Below are 24,226 nucleotides of genomic sequence, written 5' to 3'. Positions count from 1 at the left end.
AAAATGAAATCACTATTTGACGCCGTTTCTTTCAAATGCAGCAAACTGGTAACCAAAAATTACAGTACCTCATTTTCGCTAGCCGTAAAAATGCTTTCACCAAGCATTCGCGATGCCATTTACAGTATTTACGGATTTGTCCGTTTTGCTGACGAAATTGTAGATTCATTTCATGATTATGAAAAAGAATATCTTATAGAGGATTTTGAAAAAGAGTATTACAAAGCCATGCAATTGGGCATTAGTCTAAATCCGATTCTAAATTCGTTTCAGCACACTGTAAAAGAATACAATATCACAGACGATTTAGTTCAAGCTTTTTTAAAGAGTATGAAAATGGATCTTATAAAATCCAATTATCAAACCCAAACCGAGTACATTGATTATATCTACGGTTCGGCCGATGTTGTCGGATTAATGTGTTTAAAAGTTTTTGTCTCTGGAAAAGAACATAAATATGAACAATTGAAAAACGAAGCCATGCGTTTAGGCTCGGCTTTTCAGAAAGTAAATTTCCTGCGAGATTTAAAAGACGACAATACAATCTTAAACCGAACTTATTTTCCGGGCATAAATCTTAACAATTTCAACGAAGATTCAAAAAACCAAATCATCAAAGAAATAGAAGAAGATTTTAGAATTGCCTATCAAGGAATTGTAAAGTTGCCAATTGAAGCCAAATTTGGAGTTTACACCGCTTATGTGTATTACAAAAAACTGCTCAAAAAGCTAAAAAACACACCTTATTACGAGATTGGAAATTCTAGAATTCGAGTTTCTAATTATACCAAAGCGGGACTTTTGACGCAGTCGTTTGTGACTTATAAATTGAAGATGGTATAGATTAAACATACCGTTTTGTCATTTCGACGAAGGAGAAATCCTCGTTGCTAAATCGACAAAGATTGAGGAGCCACTTGTGAAGATTTCTCCTTCGTCGAAATGACAAGATTGGGTGAATTTTTATTAAACCAAAACCTTTTGAGTCAACCTTTTATAATTTAAAGCTAAACTCAAAACGAATAAAACGATAATTTTAAAACCTCAACATTTATAAAATGATTTCCTTTTTAATCTTTTTAGGCGTTTTCCTTTTCATGGAATGTGTAACGTGGCTTACGCACAAATACGTGATGCATGGTTTTATGTGGTATTTTCACGCCGATCATCACCAACCGAAATACGAAAACACCTTTGAGCGCAACGATATTTTCTTCGTCATTTTTGCCACTCCGAGTATTATTTTATTCTACTTGGGCGTTCAAGGCGGATTCAATTATTTGTTCTTCATCGCGTGCGGTATCACACTTTACGGAGCTTGTTATTTTTTAATTCACGACGTCCTGATTCATCAGCGCTTTAAATGGTTTAAAAACACCAAAAACAAATACCTCATCGGACTCCGTAAAGCGCATAAAATACACCACAAACACCTTAACAAAGAAAAAGGAGAATGTTTCGGAATGTTGTTTGTACCATTCAAATATTATAAAATGTAGCATTATTTGAGCGTTTCCTGTCGCGGCGAAACGAGGTCATGTATTTCAAGAAAGATTTGTGATTATGAAATTATATAAGATAGTTACCGTACAACACATCAATGCAACTGTAGAAGATTGCTGGGATTTTTTCTCGAGTCCGAAAAACCTTCAGACTATTACGCTCGATAATATGAATTTCCAAATTCAGGATTATGATGGCAAACGCATGTACCACGGACAAATCATTACCTACACTTTAAAACCACTTTTCGGCATTAAAATGTCTTGGGTTACCGAAATTACGGCTTGCCAAGAAAACGAGTATTTTGTAGACATTCAGCAATTTGGACCTTATAAATTGTGGCATCACAAGCATTTCTTTGAGTCAACACCAGATGGAGGAACCAAAATGACTGACATTGTTCATTACGCTTTACCTTTCGGAATATTCGGAAGAATAATGAATCGCTTGGTCGTAAAAAACAAACTGAAAAGCATTTTCGATTATAGATTTAATAAAATAGAAGAGTTATTTAATTCTAAAAAAGCTTAAAGAATTTAAACACATAGAAACGATTAATAAAAAGAAGTTCCAGTAACATACCGCATATAGCTATGTGTTAGAAACTAGTTTCTTTCTAAACTCTTCAAAAGAAAAATAAAATCTATGTTTCTATGTGTTTAAAAAATAAAACCAACCAATGACAAAACAAAAAGTTACTTTATTCTGGTTTAGACGCGATTTGCGTTTAGAAGACAATACAGGATTATTTCATGCTTTGCAATCTGATTTTCCTGTTGTACCTCTATTTATTTTTGATGATGATATTTTAGAACATCTTCCGAAAAATGACGCTAGAGTAACTTTCATTTACGATTTACTTGAAAAAATAAATTCAGAATTAAACAAAATCGATTCTTCCATCTTAATCAAAAAAGGCAAAACAAAAGAAGTTTGGAAATCGCTTATTGAGGAATTTGACATTCAATCTGTTTTCTTCAATAAAGATTATGAACCTTTTGCCATCAAACGTGACAGCTTAATTTCATCTTTATTAAAAGAAAATAAAATTGAATCCTTCTCTTATAAAGACCATGTGATTTTTGAAGAAAAAGAAATCACAAAAGCAGATGGACTTCCTTACACCGTCTATACACCATATAAAAACAAATGGCTGGAGAAATATCATCTTTCTGGTTCTGCTCCAGAATATGATTCAATTTCTTTTCAATCCAATTTTTCAAAATCTAAATCCAAATTTCCAGAATTAGGTGAAATCGGTTTTGAAAGAAGTTCCATAAAAGTACAGCCACATAACTTAACACAAATTGCAAATTATAAAGAAACGAGAGATTTCCCTGCTTTAGACAGCACTTCTTATCTTTCACCTCATTTGCGTTTTGGAACGGTAAGCATTCGAAAATTGGTAAATTGGGCAAATAGAAAAAATCAGACTTTTTTAAGTGAATTGATCTGGAGAGAATTTTTTATTCAGATTCTGTATAGTTTTCCAAATTGTGTCAATCATAATTTCAAATCTAATTACGACGGAATTCAATGGCGAAACAACGAAGAAGATTTTAAACGCTGGTGTTCGGGAACCACTGGATATCCGATGGTCGATGCAGGAATGCGACAGTTAAACGAAACAGGATATATGCACAATCGCGTACGCATGGTTGTCGCAAGTTTTCTCTGCAAACATTTGCTTATAGATTGGCAATGGGGCGAAGCCTATTTTGCAGAAAAACTTTTAGATTTCGAATTGGCTTCCAACGTTGGAAATTGGCAATGGGCTGCAGGAACGGGTTGCGACGCTGCTCCTTATTTCAGAGTTTTCAATCCAGAAATCCAACAGCAGAAATTTGATCCAAAAGGCGAATACATCCGCAAATGGATTCCTGAGTTTGATTTGGGTTATAACGAACCAATGATCGATCATGCCTTTGCTAGAGATCGGGCGATTGAGACTTATAAAAAAGGAATCGTTAAATGAAATTCCAAAATTTTTAAATCCCAAATTCCAATTACATACAAACTTGTGATTGCGAAGAACGAAGCAACCACACTATTAAAATCACGAAAGATATACTGCCTGTGATTTGCTTCGTTCCTCGCAATGACAAACTAAATAAAAAAACCTCTGTCAAAGTTTGAAACTTTGACAGAGGTTTATGCATTTAATATTGGAATTTTCGAAGTCTAGTATTTCAAATAATTATCCACCACAATTTTCGCCTTCAAATCAAACATTAAATTGTACAGACCAAAGAAAGTACGGTTCATGTAGATAAAGTGTTTCGAACCGCGATTCCCGTTCATTTTTTTAAGATTGGTGTCTTCTGAGAAACGCTTCCCTAATTCGGCGATTGCATTGAAGAATTTTTCATCGGCAAAATCGAAAGTTTCGTTCTGGAAAGGTTTGGTGAAAAGCGATAATAAATCATGAAACATTTCAGTGAAATATTCAATTTCTGCTGGAGTATCGTCTTGACGAAGAATTTCTAATTCGAATAATTTCTCGTTAAAAAGCTTCTCGTCTGTAATTACATTTTTATTAATCAATTCGAAATAGGGCGTATAAAAATCTTCCGGAATCTGTTTCATACAGCCAAAATCTAAAGCAATCAATTGGTTTTGATCATCTACCAAGAAATTTCCAGGATGCGGATCTGCATGTACCTTTCTCAAAACATGAATTTGATACATGTAGAAATCCCAAAGTGCCTGACCTAGTTTATCTCCAACAGCTTTATCGGTATTTTTTACAGTGAATTCAGAAAGGTGAATTCCTGTCATCCAGTCCATTGTGATGATTTTCTCTGACGAAAATTCAGGATAATAATTCGGGAATGTGATGTTTTCTATTTTACTGCAGGCATCAACCACTTCCTGACTTTGTTTCAATTCCAACAAATAGTTGGTTTCTTCAATCAGTTTGTCTTCAACTTCTTTAAAATATTTATCAGAATCTTTTCCTTGCAGATTAAACATTCGAATCGCAATTGGTTTTACCAAAGCCAAATCTGACGAAATGCTATTGGCAACTCCAGGATATTGAATTTTAACCGCCAGTTTTTTATCTCCTTTTTTAGCTAAATGCACCTGACCAATACTGGCTGCATTTACAGAATTCGGATTGAACTCATCGAAAATCTCATAAGGCGTTTTACCAAAATTGTTTTTGAAAGTTTTTAAAACCAATGGTGCAGAAAGCGGCGGAACAGAAAACTGCGATAAAGAAAACTTCTCAACATAAGCTTGAGGCAGAAAATTCTTGTCCATACTCAACATTTGAGCCACTTTCAAGGCACTTCCTTTTAAGCTTTTTAGTCCGTCATAAATATCTTCGGCATTGTTCTCGTTTAGTTTATCACGGGTTAAATCAGGATTTACTATCTTTTCGGCATAATGCTTTACATAGTTTACGCCAATTTTAGCACCAGTTTGAACCAATTTACCCGCTCTTTCTATTTTTGAAGTTGGGATATAATCTATTGTTTTCATTATCTGCTGTATACTTTTTCTTTAAACAAAAATTTCCCGAAATCAATCAGATGATTCATCGGCGCCACATTCATCAATTCAAATGACGCATTAACTGACTTTTCGATAAAAATATCGGTTTTCTCAAAAGCTGGCGATTCGTCTTCCATCCAGAATTTAATCGTAAGCATTAATTGCACCCAAGAAGATTCTTGAATGGCTTTTTCTTGAAATTTTTGAAATCTCTCTTGTTCTAATCGATAATCATCTGTTAAAATTTCAGCAACATATTCTTTAAAACTATTTCGAAGTGTTGTCAGCTGCACTAAATTTTTAATCGGATTTCGATCTATTTTAAGCGATTGCAAAACATAACTTCTATTGGCTGTGAGGATTTCGAAGAAAGTAAAGTAAAAACTCAGCATTTTATTTTTCATGTCATATCCTTGATATTCTTCATTCTTATGAAGAAGACTAACTGTGTTTTCAAAAAACAGTCGGAATATTTCTTTTTCTAAACCTTCTAATGTTCCGAAGAAAGCATAAAACTCAGCTTCTGTAAAATCATTTTCTTTGGCAAAATGATAAACCGATTTAGGTTTTTGTCCTTTTTCCAGAACCTCTTCCATATATTTTGAAACGATATCATCCTTGGTAATTACCTTTTTTTTAGTCGCCATTTTATTAAAATTTAGAATTTGCCATAAAGGTAAACATTGTTTAAGTACCTTTACTATTCCTTAAACAAGATACACTGTTAAATATATTATAAACTATTATGGCTCAAAATGTTCTATTAACAGGCGGAACCGGTTTCATCGGAAAATATTTGACAGATATTCTGATTGAAGCAGGATTTTCTGTGTCGGTTTTGAGTCGTTCTGAGAGAGAAGATACTGCAAGAATGACTTATTATAAATGGGATATCAAGAAAAACTATATTGATAAGAATGCCGTTTTAAATGCCGATTATATTATTCATCTCGCTGGTGAAGGAATCGTTGAAAAAAGATGGACTAAAAGACGTAAAAGAGCGATCATTGAAAGTCGCGTGCGTCCGATTGAAATGATTTATTCTATTTTAGAAAAGAACAATAAAAAACTCGAAGCGTTTGTTTCTGCTTCAGGAATCGGAATTTACGGTGCCATTACGAGTCATAAAATTTGTACTGAAAACACGACTCCAGCTGATGATTTTCTAGGGATAACTTGCCAAAAATGGGAAGATGCCGCAGATAAAATGAATTCTCTAAACATTCGAACCGTTAAAATTAGGACTGGGATTGTCCTAGGTAAAAATGAAGGTTTTTTAAAAAAAATGATTCCTACCTTTAAATCAGGATTTGGTGCCGTACTAGGTTCTGGAAAGCAATATCTCCCTTGGATTCATGTGGAAGACTTATGCCAAATCTATTTAAAAAGCATTGAAGACGCCCAACTAGAAGGCGCCTATAATGCTTGTGTAACAGATAATACAACAAATGCCCGATTTTCTAAAACGCTGGCCAAATTGTACGATTATAGTATCTGGCTGCCAAAAGTTCCGCCTTTTGTACTAAAGATTTTACTTGGACAAATGAGCGTAGCAGTCTTAACTGGACAACGAGTTTCTTCTGAGAAAATTCAAAAAACCGGTTTTGAATTTCAATTTACTGATTTAGAAAAAACGCTTATAAATTGTATCAAGTAATTTTACTTCAGCGTAAGCATGGCATCTTCGCTGCGTACTATGCCCGTTAGTTCGGTATTAGCCGTTTTAGCAATTTTAGTCGCAATAGTATATGGAATATGAATATTAAAATCGGATACCTCGATCGGAAAGTCTGAAATAACCTGAATTCCTTCTGGAACTCTTTTAATCAAAGCATTTACGATAATCTCTTTCGATTTGCCTCGCAAGTTAAGCTTTCCTTTTATCTGGTATTGTTTTTCAACCTCACTAATATCCTTCAAATCAAATTTTTCAATCTTTCCTTTAAATATAGCTTTAGGATAACGATTGCTTTCCATGTAGTTATCATTGAAATGCTCTTGCATGAGATTTAATTTAAAACGAAAATCTTTGACAATAACGGTACAGATAAAAGTACTCGTTTTAGGTTCTAAAAGTATGGCAACTTGTCTATTTACAGCTCTTACTTCTTCGTATAAAGGAACAGAAGCCTCAAATTTTATTGTTCCGGTGTTGGTGAAAAACTTGTCTTGGGCAATGACAGAAAAAGCGGTAAAAAGTAAAAATAATAAAGTAGTTGTTTTCATAATCGTCTGCATTTAAACAATTATGTCATCCTATTTATTCAGACTAAAAGAAAAATAAAAATAAGAATCTCATTAAATCTGAGAAATTGAACGGCAATACTCAGTGAAAAATTTCGTAACCTAATAATTACACTTAAAGTTACGAAATTTCTTAATGCAAAGTTCTGAGGCTAATGCTAAAAAATTGTGAATTTTTCTTATTGTGAAATGAGAAATGGCAGATGTGAAATGTATCTAATTTAACTTTTTACTTCTGTGCAAATCTCAATCAAAAATCCATTTAAATCTCTTGCGTATGCGACGACTTGTCCCCAAGGTTTTTCTACGGGTTCTGAAACGATAACGGCTCCAAAAGAAGTTGCTTTTTGCAAAACTTCAGGCACATTTTCTGTAATAAAACCAATTTCTATAGCAAAAGGTTTGTCTTCTAAACTGCTTTCGACAAAACCATCAGGCAAATTTTTTGAAGCTAATTTTTTTGAAGCAAATGAAAGCGTTGTTTCTCCTGTTATTAATTCGCCATAATCGTTATCTGGCGTGACAAATTTTCTCGAAAAACCAAATGCATTTTCGTAAAACGAAATAGATTCTTCGACATTTTCAACGTATAAAATAGTATATCCAAACTTGACCATATTTTCTAATATTTAATGTATAAAACTAAATATAAGAAAATTTAGCTGATTTCTAAAAGAACATTGTATTTTTCTAGGCTCGCTAAGTCTTCAATCGAATTTATATTGGCCAATTTTTCGTGTTCTTCAACCTCTTTTCGAACTTGGATATGTTTTATAGCTTTTCTAAAACGGCGCACCTCTTCTAAGTTAGACAAAATTAGTCCCGGAACTTGAACACTTTTCCCTTCTTTATCTTTGGCAACCATTGTAAAATAAGACGAATTGCAATGTTTGATAACTCCTGTTTGAATATTTTCTGCTTCTACACGAATTCCTACCACCATAGAACTTCTTCCCACATAATTAACAGAAGCTTTCATTGTTACCAATTCACCCACTTCAATTGGTTTAAGAAAGTTTACAGTATCTACAGAAGCGGTTACGCAATAATTACCGCTGAATTTAGATGCCGATGCAAAAGCAATCTGATCTAATAATTGTAAAATATATCCTCCGTGAATTTTCCCGCTAAAGTTGGTATGCGAAGGCAACATTAATTCTGATATACTAACTTTTGATGATGAAACGGGCTTAAAATCTGTGCTCATGTTTTTGTTTTTGGTATTTTTTAGTTGTATTGTATTCTCTATTACGCAAGTCTTTCTTCTTGCGTCTTTTTTCTTTTTACTTCTCTTCTAATTCAATAACTCGTTTTCATCTGAACTTGCAGCTCTTGCAATAATATTTTCTGGAAGCGATTTCTTGGCCTTTGCTCCCATTTTTTTTAATCTTTCTACACTCGAAATTAGATTTCCTTTTCCGTCAACCAATTTGTTCATGGCGCTTTCGTATTCGGTTTTGGTATCTTTTATCTTATTTCCAATTCGAACCAAATCAGAAACAAAACCTTCAAATTTATCATATAAAGCTCCAGCCTGTCTGGCAATCTCCAAAGCATTTTCCTGCTGTTTTTGATTCGTCCACATGCTGTCTATTGTTCTTAAAGTGGCCAGAAGCGTACTTGGCGTTACGATTACAATATTTCGATCGAATGCTTTTGTGTACAAAGAAGGATCTTCGTTTAAGGCAATGGCAAAAGCCGGTTCCATCGGAATGAAAAGCAATACAAAATCTGGACTTTCCATTTGATACAAATCATGATAGTTTTTACTGCCCAATTGATCGACGTGCCTTTTTATCGAAATAACATGCTCTTTTAATAATTCTATTTTCAAAAGCTCAGATTCTTCATTCACCCATTTTTCGTAAGCTGAAAGTGAAACCTTAGAATCAACAATCATTTTTTTTCCATCAGGAAGATTAATTACAACATCGGGCAAAACACGGTTTCCTTCACTATTGGTAAAACTCTGCTGTACTTCGTATTCTCTTCCTTTTTCTAATCCTGATTTTTCTAAAACGCGTTCCAGAACCAATTCACCCCAATTTCCCTGCATTTTGCTGTCGCCTTTTAATGCTTTGGTTAGATTTAAGGTTTCTTTGCTCATTTGCGCGTTCATTTCGCTTAAACCAATAATCTGCTGACGAAGCGCCGCATGATAATCGATGCTTTCTTTATGAGTCTGCTCTACTTTCTGCTCAAAAACCAAAATTTTATCCTGCAAAGGCGTCAGGATATTTTTCATATTAACGGTATTTTGTTCGGTAAATTTAGCCGACTTTTCTTCTAATATTTTATTGGCTAGATTTTCAAACTCTTTGGTGAATTTTTCCTGAAGCTCATTAATTTCACTTTTTTGTTCTTTATGGCGTTCCCATAAATTTTCGAAATCTACTTCTTTTTTAGAAAGCTGAATTGCCAGACTGTCTTTTTCTGTTCGAATGTTTTCCTTCTCCGTAATATGGAGTTGCAATTGTTTCTGCAAATTATTTTTTTCATTTTCGAACTGTTCTTTCTGCATTTGCAATTGGCTGTTTAAAGCATTTAATCGCTCCTCGGAAATAGCTTTTTCTGACTGAAATTTTGACGCATAAAGCATTCTTCCTAAGTATATGCCCACAAAAAGTGCGACAACAAAACCTAATAAAAACAGTATATAATCAGACATATCTAAGTTTATTTTACGTAAAAGTACGCAATAATACGTAGTGCTTAATTTTTAAAATAGAAATTTCACTAATTCATTTTCAATTCAAACTAAACCAACATTTTATTTTTCAAAAAAAAATTAACCTCAACGCAACCTTTTTTTGAAACCGCTATCTACTAAGATATAAACCTATTAAAATAATTATGAAAAAAATAATGCTTGGCCTATTTATAGCCTTCGGATTCAGTGCTTGTTCTTTAAGTGACGGAAATAACTATGTAGATTGTGGAGCTAATACTGCTGTAAATTTTACTGGTTTCCCGTTCTATTGCAATTATAGCGTAAAATCTTTGCCAAATAATCCAGCAGCAGTTGTTATTGGATCTGAAGAAAAAATGAATGAATATTTTACAAAACATGCCAACAGCTGTCCCGTTGCAAGTGATCCAAATATCGATTTTACAAAAGAATATTTAGTAGGGCTTTTTGCTGGTGCCAAACCTACAAGCGGATATTCTATTAAAATTACGTCTATCGTAGAAAATAATTGCGAAATCGTAGTGAACTACTACGAAAAAGCTCCTACAGCAGGCGAGACCGTAACACCAAGTACTACTTACCCATCTGATTTTGTTTTAATTCCGAAAACAACAAAAGGAATGATTTTCAATAAAACAAATGAGAATGCAGACAATATGATTATTGGAAGTTTCCGTAACCAATGTACTGGTGCAGATTGCCAAAAGTTCTATCAGATTAACGATTACAACACCTTAAAATTCTTAAATGTTGGAGCAAACCAATATGATTTTGGACAATATAAATATACTCCAACCATTAAAAGAGGTGAATATACTTTATTATTAAAAAGTGTTCCAGCAGAGATTTTGGCTTTAAAAGGACAGACTAAAACGTATGGTTCTCCAGATTCTGCAGATCAAGGTGGAATTTATTTTGAATTGCGTCAAGGAGCAAGCGTAACTAAGGTTTATATCGACAATAACGATACTGCTGACCAAAGTGCAGAAATAAAACTTTTCAAAAAAACGATTCAAGAAAAAATTACAAGCTTAAAATAATACAATCATGAAACAACTTTTTTTATCTTTTATTATTTGTTTTCTTTTTACATCGATGATTTCTGTAAATGATTCTAGAGAAACTGCAGCAGGATCAATCATAAATACTTGGATTTGGGAAAAATCTATAGGAGGTTCTGATAATCCTTATGTGGCAACTCCAAAATCTATCGGGTTTACCAAAAAAATTATCTTTACCCAAGACGGACGAGTTATTACTTATAAAAACAATGTAGAGATAAGAAACAGCGCCTATCAGATAGAAAAAGGAAAGGGATTTTTTGATGAGTCCGAGCATGATCTAATTACGTTTGAGGGCAAAACTTATGTAATAGAAAACCTTGACAATCAAAACCTAACAATTGTAAGCAACAGTCAAGACGGTACTCGAACTATTTTTAAGAGATAGTTTTGTAAGCTATTTAAAACTATTTTTGCAAAATCAAATTTGAACCATTTCTTGAAAGACGAGTTAGAAAAATATATCAAACTGTGCATGAAAAATGACAGAGAGGGACAACTGAAAATTTATCAGTTGTTCTCTCCTGTTTTGTATGGTATCTGTTTGAAATATATGAAGAACGAAGATGACGCGAAAGATGTTTTTCAGGAAGCTTTTGTAATTGCCTTTCAAAAAATAACCCAGTATAAATTTGAAGGAAGTTTTGAGGGCTGGCTGAAACGGATTTTTATAAACAAACTCATCGAGACTTTAAACAAGAAGAAAAAAGAGAGTTTCTTTTTAGACGTTTTTGATCCCGACACCGATTTTATAGAAGAAGAGGAATTAGAAGCAATTCCGATAGAACAGGAAAAACTGCTGGAATACATTCGGGATTTACCAGATCAATATCGGACGGTTTTTAACTTGTATGTATTTGAAAAAATGAAGCATCGGGAAATCGCAGAACTCTTAAAAATCTCCGAAGGGACATCAAAATCAAATTTAAATCGCGCCAAACATATATTACAAAAGCGAATTTTGAGCATAAAAAATTTTAAAACAGCATGAAGAAGCACAAAATAGAAGATATTTTTTCATCAATGGAAGACTTTTCAAGTATTCCGCCTCCAGAATTATGGAGTCAGATTGAAGAAAAATTAGACAAACCTAAAAAGAAGAAGAGAGTTGTTCTTTGGTGGTCGGCTGCTGCATGCTTATTATTAGGGTTGCTTCTGCCTTCAATTTTACATTTTACCAATTCATCTGAAAACATAAAACTTAACAATGGTGGTTTAGAAAACAACAGCAACAAAGTTGTTCTTGACCAAAAAACAAATGATAATGCTAACAGCAAAAATTTAGATCAAAATAAAAATATTGGCAAAACAACTGATTCTTTAAATGAAAATTCTAGAGCAAAAAATCAGTTTAATACAGGCTCAGGAATTCAAATTCCAGAAACCTCTGTAGCACAAACCAATTCTAAAAACCATAACAACAAAAAAGATTCTAAATACAGTGTACCAAGTCCGGCCAATACTCCGAACCAGTCTGTTGCGTTTCAAAATTATAATTCATCAGAAGATAAATCAATTGTAAGATCTTCTAGCAAATCTGTTTTAGGAAATTCAGTAAGAAAAAATCAATACGATACTAAATCTGGAATTCAAGATCAAGAGACTTCTGTAGCGCAAGCAAATTCAAAAAATAAAACCAATAAAAAAGATTCTAAATACAGCGCGCCAAGTTTAGTAAATACTCCAAACCAATCTGTAGCATTTCAGAATTATCGTTTATCAGGAGAGAAATCGATTGTAAAATCTTCTAACAAATCTATTTTAGGAAATAACAACTCGAAAGCTTCAAATAAAGGAATTGCTGAAGAAAGAGTTGCATTTGGAAAGCAAAGCAAATTTAATTCAACACCCAATAAACAGCTTTCAAATTCTATTTTTGACGAACAACCGACAGCTAAAAACAATAAAAATCTTGCTTTCAACAGCAAAAGTCCTTCTTTAAATAATGGCTTTTCTGCAAACAATAATACCTATAAATCGAGTGTTGCAGTTTCGGGCAATAATGAAAACAGACGCACAGATAAGGCCGTAATTATAAAAGACGATTTAAAGCTTAATAGCAGTTTGAGCAAAACAGACTCCATACAATTGGCTGAACTTCAGAATTTAGAAAAAGGAATTTCAAATCCGGAGAAGAAAAAAGAAGAAAAAGAGAAGAAAGACAACCTGATTGACAAAAAAGAAAGATGGGCTGTTGCTGTTTTTGCGGGTGTTGCAAGTTCTGAAAACACTAAAAACGAAAAAACTTTAGGCAATACAAACGATTCTAGACAATCGAATTCTTATGGAGTAAAAACAAAATATAGCATTAATAAAAAATGGGCTGTTGGTTCTGGTTTAAAAATTAACGAATTAGGGCAAAGCGTAGCCAATGTATCTTATGTAAGCGCTAAAAGCAATGCGTTTTTTAATTCTGGGAATTCGTATGCCGATAGTCCAGTTGCTGCAGCAAATTCATCAAGTCAGGAATATCTTTTAATTTCAAATAGCACAAAAGAAGCGATGAAAAGCGAGAACGTGCAAACAGGTAAACTAGATCAAAATTTAAGATATATCGAGATGCCGCTTGAGGTTTCTTATTCTATTTTTAATAAAAATAAAGCCAGCATTAATTTAAATACAGGAGGTTTTGTTGGCAAATTAATTTCCAACAATGTGAATTTAGACGGACATTCTATTGGAGAAAACATGAATGCCAATGATTATGTTTATGGTTCTACTTTGAGCAGTACGGTTCAATATCGCGTGTACAAAAAGACCAATGTTTTTGTTGAACCTGCTATGAATTATTACATCAATCCGTTAAACAGCCAGTCTTTCAACCAGTTCCAATGGGGATTAAATTTTGGTCTGAATGTTTCTTTCTAAAGTGAATTTATAGTAATTTTCAAGAATACTTGAGAATTGAATTTTATGGATTTTACTACCGCTTCACCTAATTTATTATTAAGCAAAGAAACTGTTTTTGACAAAGCCACATTACAGCCAACTTCTTTACAAAAAGAACTTGAAAGCGAAGAATACAGTGCTTATCGTTTCGTGCTGAACAATAAAAGCATTTGCTACAGAGAAGCCAAAATTACTCCAACCAAAACAGGTCAGTTTGTTACTTTATGGAAACGAAATCAAACTGGAGTAATAGAGCCTTTCGATTATTCGGACGATATTGATTTTGTAATTGTCACAGTTCGAAAAGATCAGAATTGGGGACAGTTTATTTTTCCGAAGAAAACGCTACTTGAAAAAGGTATTTTTTCGACCCAAAATAAAGAAGGAATAAGAGCTACAAGAGTTTATCCGCCTTGGGATGAAACCACAAGCAAACAGGCGCAGAAAACACAGAAATGGCAGTTGGATTATTTCTTTCCCTTTACCAATCCAGATCAAATTGATTTAAACGAAATCAGAAAAATATTTGCATAAAAAAAGGCAGTCGTAAAAGACTGCCTTTCTGTTTTATAAAACTCTATTATTTCTTGATGACTTTATCTTTAAAAATCACTTTATTGTTTTCTGTAACCGTATAGAAATAAACTCCCGAAACTAGATTGCCAACAGCAACAACTGCTGTACTTACTTCAGATTCATTTTTCACACTAATTGGATTTCCAATTGCACGGCCATTAAAATCATATAATCTAATTTTCAAATCTCTTCCCTGCGCTGTTTTGACATCAAAATTCAAAACATCTGTTGCAGGGTTTGGATATGCTTTTACAAAATATTTGTTTTTAGCTCCAAAATCAGGTGTAGAAAGCACATCCTGCTTCAATTCGAAACGAGCAATTACTGGTCCGTGATCTGACGTTGTTGTAATGTAATTTGCGATATCATTTCTTGGGTCATAAACTGCGATTGATTTAGGAATATAATCATCATTTAATTCATTTGAAATTAAAATATGATCTAAAAACCCTTGTGAACTCAAGAAACTATAAGCTCCAGCCGTACTAATCTCGAATGTTAAAGCATTATAATTAGCGGTATCATCTACAAATTTCTTATAAGATGAAACTGTACTTGCATTACCAACCCAAGCTTTTACATCATCATTAAAATCTCCCAGAAGAATTAAATTTGCGTCTGGATATTCTGCATCTAGTACATCTTTTAAATAATCAATATCATATTTGCGCTGATTGTATTTTGAAATATCAGTTCCGCTGTTTGCACGAGCGTGAAGATCAATCAGGTTAATATCTTTTTTAATTCCGCCAACATTAGCTTCAACTTGAACCAAATAAGGAAGACGTCCTGATGAGAAAAAGCTATCATCATTTTTTTGTGGGGTATCTGTTCCTGGATAACCAGGTAAAACTACAGTGTTAGCACGAATTTGATCGTATAAATCTTTAAATAACACTTTTGTACTTTTTACAGTAGTGGTTTGCGTATTGTAAATAACAACCAATTTTTGAGGCGGAAAATATGGATCCAAAGGCTGAAATGAATAAGACCAAGAAGTTGAGATTGTCTTATCAAATGTTTTTCCGTTAACACTAATTTTTTGAATTAAAGCATCTAGCGCTGGCTCATCTGAAACTTCCTGAACAACATAAACATCCGCATTTAATTTGTTCATTACTTTAGCCACGTTTTCTATTTGCAAGGCGTCATTTGTTGGTCCAAACTCTTTACCAGTAGCATCTTTAACATCCGTTCCAAAAAACTCTAGATTATACGTCACGACATCATAAGTATCAGCTTTTAATATAGAAGTCCCTGTAAATGATCCAATTTCTTTGTTTAAAGATGTCCCTGTAACCGTTAAAGCACCCGAAATAGTTAGTTGCTTTGCAGTTGGAGCAAATCTCGCATAAACAGTTTTTCCTGCTTCAGCATCTGCAGAAGAAACAATAACGCTTGATGCAAATGAAATATTATCTAATGATAGTTGATACGAAGCTGGAGCTGAAATCGTGATATCACCATAACCAGCGGCACTAAAAACAAAAGATTGACTAGCAGAAACCGTATTTGGACTCACATCTGCAAAATCTAAAATTGGATTCGAATCCACATATTTTGATCCGTCAACTATAGCAAAATCATCAAATGACCATTCTGCTGCATTTCCAGTTCCGCCAGAAGCTGTTTCGTAAACCCAAGCCAAATAAGTATGGTCTGTTTTGTAAGCTGTTAAATTGATATAATCAGATTTTGTATAAGTTCCTGTATTTCCAGGAAATTTACCGTCTAATGCTGTCCAAGTTGCTGTATTTGGGTCGCTTACTCCATCATAATTGGTTGAAACCAATAATTTCAAGGATGGTCCATCATAAAATTGACGAGAATAAAAAGATAATACGGGAATTTGACTAAAACCATCTAAACGCAATCTTGGAGAAATTAACCAGTCTTTACTAGATCCAGCATCTGAATATCCATTCATTAAAACAGCTCCAGTTCCAGAGTTAACATTTCGTGATTGATTAGTATAAGCCCATTTGTTTATTGGTCCAGCTTCATTATATTGCATCCAATCGCTATTTACAAAAACATTTGCATCATCAAAATTTTGCACCAGAGGATTTACTCCAAGAGCTGTCAAATTAACTGTTTTAGTTGTTCCTCCTGTTGTTTCATGAGTTATTGTGCCTGTAAAACTGCCAACTGAAGTTGGAGTGAATTTTACATAAACTGTTGGCGCTGCATTAGCATCAAAATCAGTTGGAACAAATGTTAAAGATGATGAGAATGTCGAATTATCTTTCGAAATAGTAAAACTTCCTGATGCCGTAACTACTACATTTGCTGTAAGATCTGAAGCTCCAATCTGATAACTTTTTATTAAAGATTTAAAATTTGGTTCTGTACCGCCCAAATTCAATACAGCAACAGATGGAGTTATGGCAGGTGGCATAACGCTTAGTGTTGCCACATCTACTTTATTAACCGATGCTTGAACGTTTCCAACAACATCTTCTGAGATAGAAAAAACAGAATACGCTGTACTCAAAGGCAATCCTGTAAAACTTTTTACATATTCCAGATCAGAATTTGTTACATCAAAAACTCCTGATTGTAAAGCTGCTGTTCCATTTGCGTCTTGTCCTGCTTTTATTTGTGCAACTGTTGGCTCTGTGCTACCACCTGGAAGTAAGACAAAATACGTTTTTCCTATTTCGTTTATTTTATTAACAAAATTGAAACTTAGTCCTGAAACATTAACTGCTTTTGGATAACCAGAACTATTAACTGGAGCAAGGATATCTTTATCAATCGTAATATTATCTATTGCATAAGATTGGCGAGAACCCGAAGAACCTGATGCTAATCTTGCAATCCATCTTATTTGAACCACTGCTTGATTATCACAATCAGTTGGCAACGTAACACCAATTCTTTTAACAGTATTATCTAACGGGGTAGTAACTGCTGTAAGTTGTGGTGTTGTACTATTATTAATATATGCTGTTGAAGGTAAAGTGATAAATGGCCCACTAACTCCAACTCGATATTGCAAAGCCATTTCCTGAAGACGATAATTGGCTGTTCCATCATAAGGATTTCGTATAACCATAGCATCGTATTCAACTCTAACACCAGTAATACCGGTACTCGAAAACGCGAAGCCAATTGCAAAATCTGCACTAGTAGTATTTAGAAAACCAATCTTGCCATCGAAGTTATGAATATTTCCACTAGCAGTATTTGCTGTACTACTAGCTATTAAAGCTCTATCGCCAGACAATGCTGTACTATAAGTTGATGTGTTTTGACTTGAACTTACCAACCAACCTTGAAAACCAGCTGGATAAGTAGTAGAGTTTGCGGCTAATCCAGTAAATTTTTGATCGATAGGCAGTGTCTGTGCCGCTGGCATTGTCTGAGCAAAAAGATCTCCAGAAATGCAACTAAAAAAACATAAAAGAGCCAAAAAGCGCGAAAAGTAGAGTTTTTTCATACGTTAAAGAATAGAGTTTTTAGAGTTCAAATTTATTGTCTTTAAAGTTAAGCGAATATTACAAAACCATAAACTTAATGTTTACTTATTTATCAATATAATTCAATAAAGCTTAACATAAATTTAAAGATAATAAAATAAAAATAACAAAAAAGACCTAACACAAAACATTATTCAAAACAACAAACACATACAAATCCCTTAAAAACCTTTGTACTTCCTACAAATACTACATATTTATCAACAAAAAAAGCAGTAAACTTTCGCTTACTGCTTTTCAGATTGTCTTGTTATTTACTCTAAAAATAATTAGACTGCGGTATAACCACCATCGGCTATAATATAACTTCCTGTTGTGAAAGAAGATTTTTCAGAACTTAAAAATGTAACCAATTCGGCAATTTCTTCTGCTGTTCCTAAACGGTTCATAGCAGATTTTGCAGCAACTGCCTGCATCATCTCTTTGTTTAAATTATCTTTTAAAAGTGCTGTTTCAATATATCCAGGTCCAACAGCATTGCATCGAATGTTTTTCTGAGCATATTCTACCGCTATATTTTTTGTTAATCCAACAACCGCATGTTTAGAAGCCGTATAAGCTGGACTAAGCGGAGCTGCAACTTGCCCGTGAATCGAAGCAATATTTACAATGCTTCCGCCTCCGTTTTTCTCCATTTGTTCTAGCTGGTAACGGCAAGCATAAAAAACACCATTTAAGTTTAATCCAATTACCTTATCCCAAGCTTCAGGATCATATTCTCCTGTTGGTTTGGCTGGCCCGCCCATTCCTGCATTGTTACACGCAATATCCAATCGGCCGTATTTTGAAACCGTAACTTCAACCATATGTTTGTTGTCATTGGCACTCGACGAATCTCCTTTTACAAAAAAAGCTTCTCCGCCTTTATCCTTTATCATTTTTACGGTCTCTTCGCCGTGCTCTACATTTATATCAGATACTACTACTTTTGCTCCTTCTCGAGCGTAAGCTTCTGCCACTGCACGTCCGATTCCAGAACCACCGCCAGATACAAAAGCTACTTTATTTTCTAAAAGTGCCATTTTATATATGTTTTAAATTGATTCTTCTAATTTACGAAGATCTTAAGCAATGACGAAGCTTTCAAAAGAGTTTAAAATAACATTAACGCATACCGCTAATGTTATGTTATTTGACATTAAATTGAGCTAATTTTAATGAAAATTTCGTATTTGTATAATTTACTGCTCTTCATCCAATTTCATATTTCCTCGATCCTTATGATTATCTGGATGCGAATTTGGATATCGATTTGGAGTAATATCAGAATTATGATCTTTATTCTCGACCGTTTTATTGGCCTCTTCTTCCGTTTCAACTCCGCGGTTCGCATTTGGGTTATCAGTATTTGTTTTACGAAGTTTTTGGTTAATGTCTTCATTCTCATTTCGCGCTCGCTCCACTATTTTTTTATCCCCATCTGCATCAGTTACCAATTCTTTGTTCAATTTGGCATCTTTCAGTTCTTTGTCGTGCGAAACGTTTTTTCCTTTAGATTCGTCAATATTTTTCTGCGTTCCGTTTATCTTTTTTGTTCCTAAATCATTCGTTTCCATTGCATTATTATTTTTTACATTCAACTTTATAATATTACGAATTCTAACTGCGAAAAAATTATGACTTCGCATTGCTTTTCTTTTATAATTGCCATCTGATTTTTTATTTATTACCTTTATTCAAAGCAACTTAACAACTTCAATTATTATGAATTTCTTCAAAATCAAAACCAGCTGGTCCAATGCCGAATTTATCCCAATCAAATTATGTATGGCTTCTGCTTATATTTTAATTGGCAGTTATTTCCATAAATTTTTCGAAAACTATTATCCTGTTTTAATTGCCGTTTTTATTGTTACCGTAATTTGGTTTGTGTATCAATGGCTGAAAAAAATGAAATCCCACTCAGACATACCCTACTAATTGTTCGTTTTTTATTTTATGAAAGAACTATCTTTGCAAAAAATTAAAAATGCACCGACACTTCATTCTTTTTAAACCTTACGGCTACTTAAGCCAATTTATTTATGAATTAAAAAGAAAGAAAAAGCTTTTAGGCGAGCTGTATGATTTCCCAGAAGGAACAATGGCAATTGGAAGATTGGACGAAGATTCTGAAGGATTGCTTTTTTTGACTACTGATGGAAATATGAGCGAACTCATTCGAAGTAAAAAGGTTGAAAAAGAATATTACGTGCAAGTTGACGGATTAATTACTCCCGAAGCGATAGAACAATTGCAAAAAGGTGTAGAAATTGGTCTCGACGGCGGCAAATACAAAACAAAACCCTGCAAAGCTTTTATCGTAACTGAAATTCCCGATTTTGGAGCAAGAGCCAAAAAAATAAGAGACGAACGTCATGGTCCAACTTCTTGGGCGTCTATTACTGTAAATGAAGGAAAGTTTCGTCAGGTTCGAAAAATGACTGCTGCAGTTGGTTTTCCGACTCTTCGTCTCGTTCGTGTTCGAATAGGAAATGTATATTTGCAAAACCTAAAAGCAGGCGAAGTTCTCGAAGTTTCTGATTTTCAATTAGACAATGTGCCAATTTGATAATTAGATAATTTTCTAAAAAACCTAATAACTTATAATTCATAACTCAAAAAGATGTTAAACGTTGTTCTTGTAGAACCAGAAATACCAAATAATACCGGAAATATTGGCAGATTGTGCGTTGGGACAGAAAGCCGTCTTCATTTAATTCACCCTTTCGGATTTGTAATTAACGACAAAAACCTGAAACGTTCGGGATTGGATTATTGGGTTCATCTTGATGTAACCGAATATCAAAATGTAGAAGAATGGATTGCACAAATTCCAGATCACTCTCGCGTATTTTTAATGAGTTCGCATTCTGAGAAATCCTATTTAGAAAACGAATTTCAAGATGGTGATTGGCTGGTTTTCGGGAAAGAAAGTGTTGGTTTAAGCAAGGAGTTTATGGCAAGATTCGAAAATCATTTAACGATTCCAATGTCTCCGCTTATTCGCAGTTTTAATATTGCTAATTCTGTTGCCTTTGTGGTTGGTGAAGCGAAAAGACAAATTGGATTGAAAAAGGTTTAATCGTTTATTTGTTTAACTGTTTAATCGGGAAAACTTCTTCTGAAAAAAGAACTATTAGCCCTGATGGAAGCGGCATCCTTTTGTGGTGGGGTTCACCACAAAAGATATAGCGGACAGCAGGATTTAGCTCCTAAAAAAACTAACTCACAATAAACTTCCCTTTTTCGGCATCAAAAACAATATGTTCGTCTTTGAACAAATTGCTGAAACTTCCATTCGAAATTAAATTACAAGGTTGGTCTTGCGTTATGTTTTCTGGCGTCATCATAATCATTTCATCGCTTAATTGAATTGCCAAATCGATGTCGTGTGTTGAAAATAGAATGCATTTTTGAGTTTCTTGCGTCAGCCTCTTTAATAGTTTGAATAACGAAACTTTGTGTAACAAATCCAAATGTGTTGTTGGTTCGTCCAAAATAATTAATGGCGTATCCTGAGCCAAAGCTCTTGCAATTAATACTTTCTGTAATTGTCCGTCGCTAATTTGAAAATGTTTTTTTGAAGCCAAATGCTCAATTTGAGTTAAGCGCATTGCCTCGTGAACTTTTGCAATATCTTCATCAGACAATTTATCAACCCAGTTGGTATAAGGCTGGCGTCCTAAAGCGATCAATTCGAAAACGGAAAGATTACTTGGAGGCAGTTTTTCGGTTAAAACCAAACTCAGATTTTGTGCCAACTCTAAAGGCCGATAATCTGAAATCTTTCTTTCGTTTAAAAAAACATTTCCAGACAATGGTTTCTGAATTCCAGTAATCGTTCGCAGTAAAGTTGATTTTCCTATTCCATTTGCTCCTATTAAAGTAATGAGTTTTCCTGAGGCTAAGTTTAAATTTAAATTCTCAGCAATAGTCGTAACGCCTTTCTTGGATTTGTATCCAATGTTTAGTTTTGAAGTTGTTAAGATGTTTTTCATTTCTTTTAGATTCTAAGTTACTAAGATGCTGAGATACTAAGTTACTAAGATGCTGAGATACTAAGTTTTTTTTTAGATTAAGGAAAAATCTTTTTAATCTATTAATCTGTTGCAAAATAATTTATTGAAAATTTCTTTTTCTAACTAAAAGCCAAATCACAACCGGTGCGCCAATTATAGAGGTAACTGCATTTATAGGAAGCGTTACGTCAAAGCCTGGCATTTGGGAAACGATATCGCAAAACAACATTATTATGGATCCGAAAAAGAGAGTGCTCCAAAATAAAATAGTGTGGTTGCTAGTCTGAAAAGTCAGTTTTGCGATGTGTGGTACTGCTATACCAATAAAAGCAATTGGTCCAGCGAAAGCTGTAATCGCTCCAGATAATATACTGGTAGCAAATATGATTATTAATCTGGCTTGCTTAAAATTTAATCCCATACTTTTAGCGTAGTTTTCGCCAAGAAGCAAGGCATTCAGCGATTTAATACTTTTTACACTTAAAAGCAATCCGATTCCAACGCAAGTTGCCAAAATTGCAATGCCTGTCCACGAAAGATTTCCGAGGTTTCCCATTGACCAAAAAGTAAATTTTTGAAGTTGTTCTGCTGTACTAAAATAACTTAAAACACTAACAATCGATGTTGTAAAACTTCCAAACATTAAACCAATAATCAAAATGGCCATTGTATCCCGTAATTTCTGCGAAACCCATAATATTAGGAACAAAACTAATGTGCTCCCTAACGTTGATGCTAAAACCATTCCGTAAGATGACAGAACTATTGCGCTTAAAAACGACGGTAAAAATCCTGCTCCCAAAATCACAAAAGCAACACCAAGACTTGCTCCAGAACTTAATCCTAAAACATCAGGGCCCGCAAGCGGATTTCGAAACAAAGTCTGCATCAAGAGTCCACTAATTGAAAGTCCGGTTCCAACTAAAACTGCTGTAATCGCTTTTGGCAAACGGTAATTAATGATAATATATTCCCAAGTCGATTTTGCTGCCTGTCCTCCTGTTAAGCTGGCTACAACATCTTTTAGCGGAATTGTAACCGAGCCTAGACTAATGCTGGCAAAAAACATTAATAAAAGACCTAAACCCAGAACGGCAAATAAAATGGTATTTCGTGTTTTGTTTACCAAAATTAGTTCAGTTTAGAAGCAAAAGTAAATTCATAGCTCGTCAATAAATCGGGATGAAAAATTTTGATATAATCTTTCAAAACCAAATCTGGACGGCTTGGTGCTAATTCGTAGTAAACCGTTCCGCCTGTCGCTCCTACTTTACCTTCAAAATTGTAAATCGTTTTATTTTTAAAAGCATCAAATTCGGCATAATGAGGATTTGCTTTTTGCAATTCGCCCAAACTTTTAAAAGATCCCGAAGCGATCCATATATTAGCATCTTTTGCTTTGTCTAAAACTTTTTCAAAAGACAAACCTTCACTTCCAGTTCCTTTTAAATCAGCCCATAAATAATTGGACTTGGCATCTTTCATAAACTGCGCTACCCAACTGTTTCCTTTAGCAACATACCAAACATCTTCATACATAGAACCGTATAAAACTTTTGAGGTTGCAGGTTTATCGTTAACGAGTTTCTTTGCCTGATTGTAGCTTTCTACAATTTTATCAAACAATTCTTTTGCTTTGTCTTCTTTTCCAAACAAAGCGCCATAAAGTTTAATCCATTCTGCTTTTCCTAGCGGAGACTGTTCCATCCAATCGCCTTGAATCAAAACATTCAAACCGCTTTTTTTCAGATTATCCAGCATCGGATTATTATTATCGACACCAAACGTGACAATCAAATCTGGCGACAATTCTATTAATTGTTCGATGTTCAATTTTTCATTTTGCCCAACGTTTTTTACCGAACCTTTGTCGATTAATGCTCTTGTTTTTTCCGAAGAAATGTAATCGGTATGCGGAAATCCTACCAATTTATTCTCCACTTCCAGCATTTCCAAAAAAGGAATATTGGTTGTTGAAGTTACCACAACAGTTTCTAGAGGAACTTTTATAGCCATATATTGTTTTAAACTATCCGGAATTTGTGCGTCTTTTTCTTTTAAAATGTAAGTAAAATTTCCTTTAGCATTTGGCCATGGATTGGTCACATTTACAATAGAATAGCCTTCATATTTTACGATTGAAAGTCCAGATGCAAATTCGATGTTTTCTTTGGCAGGGGTAGATTTTACAGTGTCTTGCGTTTCATTTTTTTTACATCCAATTAGAATAAGGAGTACAAAAACGACGGGTAATTTATGGAAAAAATATTTCATATTTTATGT

At 34.0% G+C, this 24,226-nt stretch carries 25 protein-coding genes; 13 read left to right on the top strand and 12 right to left on the bottom strand.

Annotated elements, in window-relative coordinates:
- Positions 1 to 3: 3 nt before the first annotated feature.
- The 4 genes from J7574_RS18880 to J7574_RS18865 all read left to right on the top strand — a co-directional run bounded on the left by J7574_RS18880 (position 4) and on the right by J7574_RS18865 (position 3,478).
- Positions 4 to 843: a phytoene/squalene synthase family protein gene (locus J7574_RS18880; RefSeq protein WP_290972283.1), complete on the top strand. Its 840-nt coding sequence runs from the start codon at positions 4 to 6 to the stop codon at positions 841 to 843.
- A 215-nt stretch (positions 844 to 1,058) separates the two neighbouring features.
- Positions 1,059 to 1,499, top strand: coding sequence for a sterol desaturase family protein (locus J7574_RS18875; protein WP_290972280.1), 441 nt, complete (start codon positions 1,059 to 1,061; stop codon positions 1,497 to 1,499).
- Positions 1,500 to 1,563: 64 nt separating this feature from the next.
- A complete protein-coding gene (locus tag J7574_RS18870) occupies positions 1,564 to 2,034 on the top strand; it encodes an SRPBCC family protein (RefSeq protein ID WP_290972277.1) in 471 nt (156 codons plus the stop codon).
- A gap of 148 nt (positions 2,035 to 2,182) precedes the next feature.
- Complete coding sequence (locus tag J7574_RS18865) at positions 2,183 to 3,478, top strand: deoxyribodipyrimidine photo-lyase (protein WP_290972274.1); 1,296 nt, start codon at positions 2,183 to 2,185, stop codon at positions 3,476 to 3,478.
- Between the two features lie 206 nt (positions 3,479 to 3,684).
- On the opposite strand, the gene J7574_RS18860 is transcribed toward J7574_RS18865, so the two are convergent.
- Positions 3,685 to 4,989 (bottom strand): AarF/UbiB family protein, encoded by a 1,305-nt coding sequence (locus J7574_RS18860; protein WP_290972271.1) that lies wholly within the window; start codon positions 4,987 to 4,989, stop codon positions 3,685 to 3,687.
- Entirely contained in the window at positions 4,989 to 5,648 is a 660-nt protein-coding gene (locus J7574_RS18855; RefSeq protein WP_290972268.1) for a TetR family transcriptional regulator C-terminal domain-containing protein, read from the bottom strand. The genes J7574_RS18860 and J7574_RS18855 overlap by 1 nt, the downstream gene beginning before the upstream one ends.
- A 98-nt stretch (positions 5,649 to 5,746) precedes the next feature.
- Between J7574_RS18855 and J7574_RS18850 the strand changes: the two genes are divergently transcribed.
- On the top strand, positions 5,747 to 6,658 hold the full coding sequence (locus J7574_RS18850; RefSeq protein ID WP_290972265.1) for a TIGR01777 family oxidoreductase: 912 nt from the start codon (positions 5,747 to 5,749) through the stop codon (positions 6,656 to 6,658).
- 2 nt (positions 6,659 to 6,660) lie between these two features.
- On the opposite strand, the gene J7574_RS18845 is transcribed toward J7574_RS18850, so the two are convergent.
- From J7574_RS18845 to rmuC, 4 genes are all read right to left on the bottom strand, one after another.
- The gene (locus J7574_RS18845; protein ID WP_290972262.1) at positions 6,661 to 7,227 is read right to left on the bottom strand and encodes a YceI family protein; all 567 of its coding nucleotides are present in this window, start codon (positions 7,225 to 7,227) and stop codon (positions 6,661 to 6,663) included.
- A 239-nt stretch (positions 7,228 to 7,466) separates the two neighbouring features.
- Positions 7,467 to 7,862: a VOC family protein gene (locus J7574_RS18840; protein ID WP_290972259.1), complete on the bottom strand. Its 396-nt coding sequence runs from the start codon at positions 7,860 to 7,862 to the stop codon at positions 7,467 to 7,469.
- A 41-nt stretch (positions 7,863 to 7,903) separates the two neighbouring features.
- Entirely contained in the window at positions 7,904 to 8,452 is a 549-nt protein-coding gene (locus tag J7574_RS18835; protein WP_290972257.1) for an acyl-CoA thioesterase, read from the bottom strand.
- Between the two features lie 87 nt (positions 8,453 to 8,539).
- Positions 8,540 to 9,913, bottom strand: coding sequence for a DNA recombination protein RmuC (gene rmuC, locus J7574_RS18830; RefSeq protein ID WP_290972254.1), 1,374 nt, complete (start codon positions 9,911 to 9,913; stop codon positions 8,540 to 8,542).
- A 185-nt stretch (positions 9,914 to 10,098) separates the two neighbouring features.
- Between rmuC and J7574_RS18825 the strand changes: the two genes are divergently transcribed.
- From J7574_RS18825 to J7574_RS18805, 5 genes are read left to right on the top strand one after another with little or no spacing between them, the layout of a single operon-like run.
- Positions 10,099 to 10,974: a protease complex subunit PrcB family protein gene (locus J7574_RS18825; protein WP_290972251.1), complete on the top strand. Its 876-nt coding sequence runs from the start codon at positions 10,099 to 10,101 to the stop codon at positions 10,972 to 10,974.
- A 7-nt stretch (positions 10,975 to 10,981) separates the two neighbouring features.
- Positions 10,982 to 11,383, top strand: a complete 402-nt coding sequence (locus J7574_RS18820) for a hypothetical protein (RefSeq protein ID WP_290972248.1) — start codon at positions 10,982 to 10,984, stop codon at positions 11,381 to 11,383.
- A gap of 51 nt (positions 11,384 to 11,434) precedes the next feature.
- Positions 11,435 to 11,986 (top strand): sigma-70 family RNA polymerase sigma factor, encoded by a 552-nt coding sequence (locus tag J7574_RS18815; RefSeq protein WP_290972245.1) that lies wholly within the window; start codon positions 11,435 to 11,437, stop codon positions 11,984 to 11,986.
- A complete protein-coding gene (locus J7574_RS18810) occupies positions 11,983 to 13,863 on the top strand; it encodes a hypothetical protein (RefSeq protein ID WP_290972243.1) in 1,881 nt (626 codons plus the stop codon). Before J7574_RS18815 ends, J7574_RS18810 begins: the two co-directional genes overlap by 4 nt.
- A gap of 45 nt (positions 13,864 to 13,908) precedes the next feature.
- Entirely contained in the window at positions 13,909 to 14,418 is a 510-nt protein-coding gene (locus tag J7574_RS18805; protein WP_290972240.1) for a MepB family protein, read from the top strand.
- Between the two features lie 46 nt (positions 14,419 to 14,464).
- Here the strand turns inward: J7574_RS18805 and J7574_RS18800 are convergent, their stop codons facing one another.
- From J7574_RS18800 to J7574_RS18790, 3 genes are all read right to left on the bottom strand, one after another.
- Complete coding sequence (locus J7574_RS18800; RefSeq protein ID WP_290972238.1) at positions 14,465 to 17,902, bottom strand: choice-of-anchor J domain-containing protein; 3,438 nt, start codon at positions 17,900 to 17,902, stop codon at positions 14,465 to 14,467.
- 309 nt (positions 17,903 to 18,211) lie between these two features.
- Positions 18,212 to 18,964, bottom strand: a complete 753-nt coding sequence (locus tag J7574_RS18795) for an SDR family NAD(P)-dependent oxidoreductase (RefSeq protein ID WP_290972235.1) — start codon at positions 18,962 to 18,964, stop codon at positions 18,212 to 18,214.
- 159 nt (positions 18,965 to 19,123) lie between these two features.
- Positions 19,124 to 19,498, bottom strand: coding sequence for a hypothetical protein (locus J7574_RS18790; RefSeq protein WP_290972232.1), 375 nt, complete (start codon positions 19,496 to 19,498; stop codon positions 19,124 to 19,126).
- A gap of 148 nt (positions 19,499 to 19,646) precedes the next feature.
- On the opposite strand from J7574_RS18790, the gene J7574_RS18785 reads away from it, so the two are divergent.
- Genes J7574_RS18785 through J7574_RS18775 form a run of 3 tightly spaced genes read left to right on the top strand, consistent with a single transcriptional unit; the run spans position 19,647 to position 21,006 of the window.
- Complete coding sequence (locus J7574_RS18785) at positions 19,647 to 19,862, top strand: hypothetical protein (protein ID WP_290972229.1); 216 nt, start codon at positions 19,647 to 19,649, stop codon at positions 19,860 to 19,862.
- A 49-nt stretch (positions 19,863 to 19,911) separates the two neighbouring features.
- Positions 19,912 to 20,493: a pseudouridine synthase gene (locus J7574_RS18780; protein ID WP_290972226.1), complete on the top strand. Its 582-nt coding sequence runs from the start codon at positions 19,912 to 19,914 to the stop codon at positions 20,491 to 20,493.
- Positions 20,494 to 20,547: 54 nt separating this feature from the next.
- Entirely contained in the window at positions 20,548 to 21,006 is a 459-nt protein-coding gene (locus J7574_RS18775; RefSeq protein WP_008464876.1) for a tRNA (cytidine(34)-2'-O)-methyltransferase, read from the top strand.
- 139 nt (positions 21,007 to 21,145) lie between these two features.
- Here J7574_RS18775 and J7574_RS18770 read toward each other — a convergent pair whose 3' ends face one another.
- From J7574_RS18770 to J7574_RS18760, 3 genes are all read right to left on the bottom strand, one after another.
- Positions 21,146 to 21,922, bottom strand: a complete 777-nt coding sequence (locus tag J7574_RS18770) for an ABC transporter ATP-binding protein (RefSeq protein ID WP_290972223.1) — start codon at positions 21,920 to 21,922, stop codon at positions 21,146 to 21,148.
- Between the two features lie 121 nt (positions 21,923 to 22,043).
- Positions 22,044 to 23,012, bottom strand: a complete 969-nt coding sequence (locus J7574_RS18765) for an iron ABC transporter permease (RefSeq protein ID WP_290972314.1) — start codon at positions 23,010 to 23,012, stop codon at positions 22,044 to 22,046.
- Between the two features lie 62 nt (positions 23,013 to 23,074).
- Positions 23,075 to 24,217, bottom strand: coding sequence for an ABC transporter substrate-binding protein (locus tag J7574_RS18760; protein WP_290972220.1), 1,143 nt, complete (start codon positions 24,215 to 24,217; stop codon positions 23,075 to 23,077).
- Positions 24,218 to 24,226: the final 9 nt, after the last annotated feature.

Source organism: Flavobacterium sp., from assembly GCF_017744675.1.
Classification (GTDB): domain Bacteria; phylum Bacteroidota; class Bacteroidia; order Flavobacteriales; family Flavobacteriaceae; genus Flavobacterium.
This window is presented reverse-complemented; position numbering and strand designations above follow the sequence as displayed.